This window comes from Pseudomonas sp. NPDC087346 (assembly GCF_044744235.1).
Taxonomy (GTDB): domain Bacteria; phylum Pseudomonadota; class Gammaproteobacteria; order Pseudomonadales; family Pseudomonadaceae; genus Aquipseudomonas.
Window position 1 is genome coordinate 1 of record NZ_JBIUXX010000114.1, and the last position, 8,861, is coordinate 8,861.

The 8,861-nt window shown below is 59.0% G+C and carries 1 protein-coding gene; it reads right to left on the minus strand.

Going from position 1 to position 8,861, the window contains the following annotated elements:
- Positions 1-302: 302 nt before the first annotated feature.
- The gene (locus ACIOZM_RS30640; RefSeq protein WP_401221196.1) at positions 303-8,822 is read right to left on the minus strand and encodes a type I secretion C-terminal target domain-containing protein; all 8,520 of its coding nucleotides are present in this window, start codon (positions 8,820-8,822) and stop codon (positions 303-305) included.
- Positions 8,823-8,861: the final 39 nt, after the last annotated feature.

Sequence of the window (8,861 nt, forward strand, 5' to 3'; positions counted from 1 at the left end):
GATGGCGACCCGCTCCTCAGTGCTGAGATGTGTGTACTTCGTTGGCATGGCAACACCTTACATCAGGTGTTGCACTTGGTCCTTGAGACCGCCGATCCTAACGTTAAGGGAAATTGCGTCCGCTTAAAAAATCGTGGACGCTTTTGCCCTAATCGCTCTTTGTCCTGCTTCTCAGGTAGATGACTTAACCAACCGGTTACCCCGGTGTCACCCCCTCAATTTTTGCGCCCGCCCTCCTGGAAATTAACCGCCATGAACCAGTCGCTCAGCCCCCTCGATATACGAGGGGGCTTAACGATTTTTTATGCCACCACTACCCGTTGATCTAGCAACGAAGGAAGACCGTCAGAAAGCCCGCCGGTAGTCCAACCATTGGTAAGCGTGATCACCTGCGTCGGGGTGGCGAAGTTTCCTTCACCGGCTACGTCAACTTTCAATACAGCGTTGTTGCCTGATTGTGTCAGTTGGAGGAAGCCACTGAATTGATCCGCTGTAAACCCTGAGCCAGCAAGAATGCCTTTGAGGTCTATGCGGTCACCCTGCGTCTTGGTGAAGTCGGTAACGAGGTCGATGCTCGACTCACCGGCAATCCAACTGAACGCGTCCGCGCCGGCGCCGCCAGTGAGCGTATCATTCCCCCCGCCTCCGACGATCAGATCGGAGCCAGAGCCGCCAATAACGGTATCGTTGCCTTCGCGACCGAAAAGCGCCTGCGCTACGGAGCTGGCGTTGCCATTGACGATGTCCACTGCAGCCGTGCCGATCATCACGTGATTATAGCGCACGCCTTCACCCGCACCGTTAACCAATCCGGTACCAGTGTAATCGAGGGTCAACACCCCGCTTATCGCGGAGGCCGAGGTCAGTGTCAGCGAAGTCCCTAAAATGGAAGCATCGGTGACCGTACCTCCGGACGATAACGTGAACTCGCCCGCCGTCACACTACCCGTCATGGGAACGCTAAAGTTCAAAAGGACGGTACTCCCCGTGAAGCTCGCATCGACGAAAGCCGGCGGCGTGGTACCACCGCGTGTATACAGATCCACGTTTGAGCCGGTATCAGTGCCAACCCAATGGCGATCATAAACAGTGTTGTTAAAACCATCGAGGAAATAGCCGTAGGTTACACCGCCGGTAAACCCGCCGATGCGAAGCACGTCATTGTTACCGAGACTTACGTGAAGCGTATTGGTTTCGGAAAGCTGGTTCACGTCTGCGGCCGATATTGTCAGTGTCTGCGCACTAGTCGCGACTGAGGTATCTATATACTCGAAACCATTCAGCTTGTGATAACCAGCAGCATTCACGCGAGCATCATCCACAGTATTGCCAGACATACCTCGAGAGTTGCTCACAAAGTCCGCCAAAACGATTGTCGCAGTTCCGGTGTAGGTACTATCCAGAACCAGGGTGTCATTCCCCATGCCGCCGTCAATGAGCCGGAAAGCAAGGCCCTTAACTCGAACGGTGTCATTGCCAGAGCCGGCCAATACATAGTCACTGCCTGCAGTCACAATCATGTCATTAGAGCTGACTGCCGTAAGATCCAAGATTTGGTTTATAAAGTCACCGGCTCCTTGTCCACTTGTTAGATCGTAGACGCCTGCGGTCGATGTCGACACCAGCTGCCCTGTCGTAAGGTACTTAACTGCCAGGTAAGCATTGACCTCATCCCGATATGCGGCAGTTGATTGTCCGACACTGATAATCACATCCCCCATTTGACCGTCGAAGATACCTTGAGGACCGTTATTAGACCAAGGCCCCCCTCCGCCTATTATACCGTTGTACCCTGTCGAAGTTGCAGGCCCCACGCCTGAAGCGGTTGGATAACTTACACTTGTAGGTTCTTGCTGAGTATTCAGCGGAGCACCGTTCAGAGCAAACCCGAGCGTATCTGATCCCGCTGGCCCATTAAAATCATAATAAATCATTGACGCAACATTGGGGGAGCTGTAAGGAATCGAGTTAGTCCCTAACGAAACTGTACCCGTAGTTAAATTCATAGCACGTATGACATCGCGTATTATTTGAACAGTATTCACATCGCCATATCTGGAGCTGTTGGAAGCATTCGGATTAACGCCGTATCCATAGCTAACCGGGTATGAACTGCCTGCGCCGGTATTCTGTGTAAATACAAAAAATGCTGACGTCGTTAACGAACCGGCAATGGTAGAACTCAAGAAGTAGAGCGGCTGAACTGAACCGCCGAAGGCCAGGTAATTTCGACCGCTGGACGTTTGAACCACTGTTGGAGCCACGCCTGCGGTTGTTGCATTTCCCGCCCCCACTGAAGGCGTCCAGGAAGAAACCGCAGCACCGGCGCTTAGTTTATCCGGGTCGTACCATAGCGTATTGGCGTAAGCAGCGCTCCAATGCGTAGAGTCAGCGGAAATATAGACATGCCTGCTCTGATTGCTCACGAGGGTAACATCAGTTCCTCGTTGAACGCTGGCGGACAATACTCGTTCCCCATCAGCGCCCCATCCATTGGCAGGCACAGTCACATTCACGTAACCGTTCGTGACATCTGTGGCCGTCACCACAACCTGATTGCCAACCAACACGCCATCCATGAAAAGTTTGACAACATCACCTACGGCTGACTTGCCTATAGTGACTTGTATATTGGTCGCTGCATTTATTTCTGTACTGGCAATAACGTTATCTGACGTTACATTACCAATCACTGGTGCAGTTGGGGTGCTGAAGACATTGCTAGGAATATTAGCAGTGACGGCCCCTGTGTTGCCTGCAGAGTCCGTGAGGCCTGTAAAAGTAACGGCCTTGTTCGCCATCGCCGCGTCAGCACCAGACCCAAGCGTAATGTTCCAAGTTGAGCTATATCCTTTAACAGCACCGACTGCCGTAACGGTAGCGCCCATACCGAAAATGCTACTATCCAAGCTTGAGTTTTGAAGGGATGCAGGGCTATCGAAAACAATACGTATCACATCACCAGCATCAGGAACATTAGCTTGACCGACATCAACCGTTGCGTACATCGCAGAAACCACGGGGTGGAAAGTCGTATCCACGTCAACTTTCTTAATCGCACTAAAGCCACTCAAATTCCCTGCACTGTCCTGCATTCTGGCGCTAAATGTGTGTGGACCATCTCCCCCCCAGTCTGAACCGGTCATCGAAAACGCGGTAGATGTTGCACCTGTGGTTGCCGCAACCTGTTTGAAAAAAACACCGTCACGATAAAGCAACAACATATCTCCTGCAGAAGCAGCCGTGTGCCCGAACCCCAAGTTATAGACCATCGCTGTTTCGGCGCCATTGATAACGTCAGCCGTAGTACTAGCAATCGGGTTGACCGTAGCTGGAGCTGTTGGCACATTGGGAGCCATAATGTCGGTCATTGTAAATATCACGTTGGCGGCGGCGCCCCCCCCCCCCGTATCCACGACGTTTGCCGCACTGAAGGTTATGGTGGTGTTCGTCGTGTAGGAGTAACCCTGACCGCCAGTCACAGTAAATTGCGTAGCATAGGTCACACCTCCCATCGTTATGGCGTCGATGGCAGTGATCGTTGCGCCGACACCGATAACGCCTGAACTCAAGAGCATGTTGGCAATAGTGATCTTGGACACGTCTACCGCTTCGCTAAAGCTGAGTATGAACTGATCACCCAGTACCCCATCTCCATTTGTATCAAGCGTTCTGACAGGATTGCTCACAGCCTTGGCCGGCGGCTGTGCATTGAGCAGTATCTGCGCTATCGCCGGTGTAGCAGTCACATTGCCTACGCTGTCCAGCGCGCTGACTTGGAAATCGCGCACGCCATCGACACCCGTGGCAGCAGTGTTTCGGTAGGCCAGTGATCTCACCAGCGTCTGCGCTTGTGCCGCAGTGGTAGCGGTGCCGGAGAATGTGAAAAAGGCCGGATCGCTGCCGCTAGCCGCGGTGTAGCTGACGCTCCAGGTGTTGGTGCCATCGCTGACGGTGGTGTAGGTCCCCGCCCCGTCGGCCCGCAGGTCGGTGGTACCGACCCGCAGCATTTCGGCTGAGCCGTTCTTAATACCCGAGACCGTTACTTTTATGCTCACTATTGTGCTCGCGTCAGCGACCGTCGCGACAGATGCGGCTGCCTGCAGCGATACACCCGCAGCTGAGTTGACGTCGACAAGAGTGACGCTTGCGGCGCCGCGATCAAAACCCGTACCTGGACCATTAAGATCGATGACCGGACCGACGGTATCTCCCGATAACGTGGTCCGCGAGGCAGCAGACGAGTTACCCGCGCTGTCGGTCAGGACAAAATCAAAGGTGCGGGTGCGATCGGTAGTAGGAGAAGCTTGGTTGACGTACAAAATATTGCGTATCAACGCTTGGGCCAATGCAGAGACCACTCCCTGCGCTGTCGCACTGGTGAACGTTATTACCCCATTAGAAAAGGCCACGTTCCAACTGGCGTTGTTTACCGTAACGCTACCTGGTAATGCGGATCCATCAAGGTGAATGGCCGTACCGCCAACAATTAACTGCTCGTTGAAGGAGTCGGCAATGCCGCTTACGGTAATTTGGACGCGAGTGATGGCGCTGGCCTCGACCACGTGCGCCAATTGACCGGGTGTTTGCTCACTCACCCTGATCTGGACTGAACTCCCGGGATACGGCATTACATAGTTGTTGCCTGCGGTTACACCGCTAAGGTCCAACGTTGGGGCTGTGGTGTCCACTCGGTAGTTGGCGTTGTCCGCCACGGCGGCGTAGGTCAGGACCGCGTTGTTACCGGCGCTGTCCTTGATGGAGCCACTGCCCAGCGCCAGACTGTCGGGCGGAAGTGCGAGGCCGTTACCATCCGTGTCTCCCGCCGCCACGGTGTAGCTGAACACCAGGTTCGCTGTACCGGAACCGGACACATAGGTGGCCGTTTTGGTGGACGAGCCAATCTCAAGGTTGAGTGTCGGCGTGCCCGTTACAATCACCGCCTCGCTGAAGGCCACCGTCACGGTCGCCGTATCCCCGACGTTCAGGGTGCTGTTCAGCGCTCCCGTGGCCGCCGTGATGGCGACACTGGAAACCGTTGGGGCTGTGCCATCGACCACCACGCTATTGACCGCTGCCGCTACGGCCGGAACCGCGAGCACTGCCGAATTTCCACCGGCGTCGGTCAGGCTGCCATTGGCCAGTGCCGAGGTCGTCGCCGTGATACCGCCTACGGTGTCCGTGTCACCGGCCGCCACGGTGTAGTAAAACACCAAGGTGTTGGTCCCGCTGCCAGAGGCGTAGGTGGCCGTCTTGCTGACACCACCCACGTCAACGGTATAGGTCGGCGTGCCGCTGACCGTCACTGCCTCGCTTGCCGTCAGGGTCACCTTGATCTTGTCACCCACGGACAAAGTACCAGCCTTGGCGACGTTGGCGCTGTCTACCCCGGAAATGGCCACCCCGGAGAATACCGGAGCCGTGGTGTCCACCCGGTAGCTGGCGTTGTCCGCAACGGCGGCGTAAGTCAGGACCGCGTTGTTACCGGCGCTGTCCTTGATGGAGCCACTGCCCGCCAGACCGTTGGCCGAAAGCGCGATGCCGTTGGCATCCGTGTCTCCCGCCACCACGGTGTAGCGGAACAGCAGGTTGGCCGTACCGGAACCGGACAGATAAGTGGCCGTTTTGGTCAACGAGCCAATCACAAGATTGAGTGTCGGCGTGCCTGTCACGGTCACCGCTTCGCTGAAAGCCACCGTCACGGTCGCCGTATCGCCCACGTTCAGGGTGCTGTTCGCCGCACCCGTGGCCGCCGTGAGGGCGACACTGGAAATCGTTGGGGCCGAGGCATCCACCACCACGCTATTGACCGCTGCCGCCACTACTGGAACCGTAAGTACCGCCGAATTTCCAGCGGCATCGGTCAGGCTGCCACCGACCAGGGCCAGCGCCGAGGCGGTCGCCGTGATGCCGCCTGCGGCATCCGTGTCACCGGCCACCACGGTGTAATAAAACACCAACGTGTTGGTCCCGGTGCCAGACGCGTAGGTGGCCGTCTTGCTCACACCGCCCACGTCAACGGTATAGGTCGGCGTGCCGCTGACCGTCACCGCTTCGCTCGCCGTCAGGGTGACCTTGATCTTGTCACCGGCGATCAGCGCGCCAGTCTTGGCGACATCCGCGCCGTCCACCCCGGAAATGACCACGCCGGAGAATGCCGGAGCCGTGGTGTCCACCAGGTAGCTGGCGTTGTCCGCCACGGCGGCGTAGGTCAGGACTGCGTTGTTACCGGCGCTGTCCTTGATGGTGCCACCGGCCAGCGCCAAGCCGTTGGTTGGAAGCGCGAGGCCATTGGTATCCGTGTCTCCCGCCGCCACGGTGTAGCTGAACACCAGGTTGGCGGTCCCGGAGCCGGACACATAGGTGGCCGGTTTGGTTGATGAGCCAATCACCAGATTGAGCGTCGGCGTGCCTGTTACAGTCACCACTTCGCTGAAGGCCACCGTCACGCTCGCCGTATCGCCCACGTTCAGGGTGCTGTTCACCGCCCCCGTGGCCGCCGTGATCGCCACATTGGAAATCGTTGGGGCTGTGGTATCCACCACTACGCCATTGACCGCTGCCGCTACGGCCGGAACCGCGAGTACCGCCGCAGTCCCAGCGGTATCGGTCAGGCTGCCACTGGCCAGCGCCGAGGCTGTCGCGGTGATGCCGCCTGTGGCATCCGTATCACCGGCCACCACAGTGTAATAAAACACCAACGTATTGGTCCCGGTGCCAGAGGCGTAGGTGGCCGCCTTGCTCACACCACCCACGTCAACGGTATAGGTCGGTGTGCCGCTGACCGTCACCGCTTCGCTTGCCGTCAGGGTCACCTTGATCTTGTCACCTGCAACCAGCGCGCCGCTCTTGGCGACGTTGGCGCTGTCCACGCCGGAAATGACCACGCCGGAAAATGCCGGGGCCGTGGTGTCTACCAGGTAGCTGGCGTTGTCCGCCACGGCGGCATAGGTCAGGACCGCGTTGTTACCGGCGCCATCCTTGATGGAGCCGCCGGCCAGCGCCAGGCCGTTGGCCAAAAGCGCGAGGCCGTCGCCGTCCGTGTCTCCCGTCGCCACGGTGTAGCTGAACACCAGGTTGGCGCTACCGGAGCCGGACACATAGGTAGCCGGTTTAGTGGACGAGCCAATCACCAGATTGAGCGTCGGCGTGCCCGTTACAGTCACCACTTCGCTGAAGGCTACCGTCACGGTTGCCGTATCGCCCTCGTTCAGGGTGCTGTTCACCGCCCCCGTGGCTGCCGTGATGGCGACACTGGAGACCACCGCCGCCGTGGTATCCACCACCACGCTATTGACGGCTGCCGCCACGGCCGGAACCGCGAGCACCGCCGCAGTTCCAGCCGCGTCGGTGGTGCCGCCGCCGGCCAGGGCCAGCGCCGAGGCTGTCGCCGTGATGCCGCCTGCAGCATCTGCGTCCCCGGAGGTGACGGTGTAATAAAACACCAGCGTGTTGGTCCCGCTGCCCGAGGCGTAGGTGGCCGCCTTGCTCACACCGCCCACGTCAACGGTATAGGTCGGCGTGCCGCTGACCGTCACCGCTTCGCTCGCCGTCAGGGTGACCTTGATCTTGTCACCGGCGATCAGCGCGCCAGTCTTGGCGACATCCGCGCCGTCCACCCCGGAAATGACCACGCCGGAGAATGCCGGAGCCGTGGTGTCTACCAGGTAGCTGGCGTTGTCCGCCACGGCGGCGTAGGTCAGGACCGCGTTGTTACCGGCGCCATCCTTGATGGCGCCACCGGCCAGCGCCAAGCCGTTGGTTGGAAGCGCGAGGCCATTGGTATCCGTGTCTCCCGCCGCCACGGTGTAGCTGAACACCAGGTTCGCTGTACCGGAACCGGACAGATAAGTGGCTGCTTTGGTCAACGAGCCAATCACCAGATTGAGTGTCGGCGTACCTGTCACGGTCACCACTTTGCTGAAGGCCACCGTCACGGTCGCCGTATCGCCCACGTTCAGGGTGCTGTTCACCGCGCCTGTCGCCGCCGTGATGGCGACGGTGGAGATCACCGCCGCCGTGGTATCCACCACCACGGCATTGACCGCTGCCGCCACGGCCGGAACCGCGAGTACCGCCGAATTTCCACCAGCGTCGGTCAGGCCACCGCCCGCCAGGGCCAGCGCCGAGGCTGTCGCCGTGATGCCGCCTGCGGCATCCGTATCCCCGGTGGTCACGGTGTAATAAAACACCAACGTGTTGGTCCCGGTGCCCGAGGCGTAGGTGGCTGCCTTGCTCATACCGCCCACGTCAATGGTATAGGTCGGCGTGCCGCTGACTGTCACTGCTTCGCTTGCCGTCAGGGTGACCTTGATCTTGTCACCGGCGAGCAGCGTGCCGGCCTTGGCGACGTTGGCGCTGTCTACCCCGGAAATGACCACGCCTGAGAATGCCGGGGCCGTGGTGTCCACTAGGTAGCTGGCGTTGTCCGCCACGGCAGCATAGGTCAGGACGGCGTTGTTACCGGCGCCATCCTTGATGGAGCCACCGGCCAGCGCCAAGCCGTTGGTTGGAAGCGCGAGGCCATTGGTATCCGTGTCTCCCGCCGCCACGGTGTAGCTGAACACCAGGTTGGCGGTCCCGGAGCCGGACACATAGGTGGCCGGTTTGGTCGATGAGCCAATCACCAGATTGAGCGTCGGCGTGCCTGTTACAGTCACCACTTCGCTGAAGGCCACCGTCACGCTCGCCGTGTCGCCGACGTTCAGGGTGCTGTTCACCGCCCCCGTGGCCGCCGTGATCGCCACACTGGAAATGGTGGGGGCTGTGGTATCCACCACCACGGCATTGACCGCTGCGGCTACGGCCGGAACCGCCAGCACCGCCGCAGTCCCAGCGGCATCGGTCAGGCCACCGCCCGC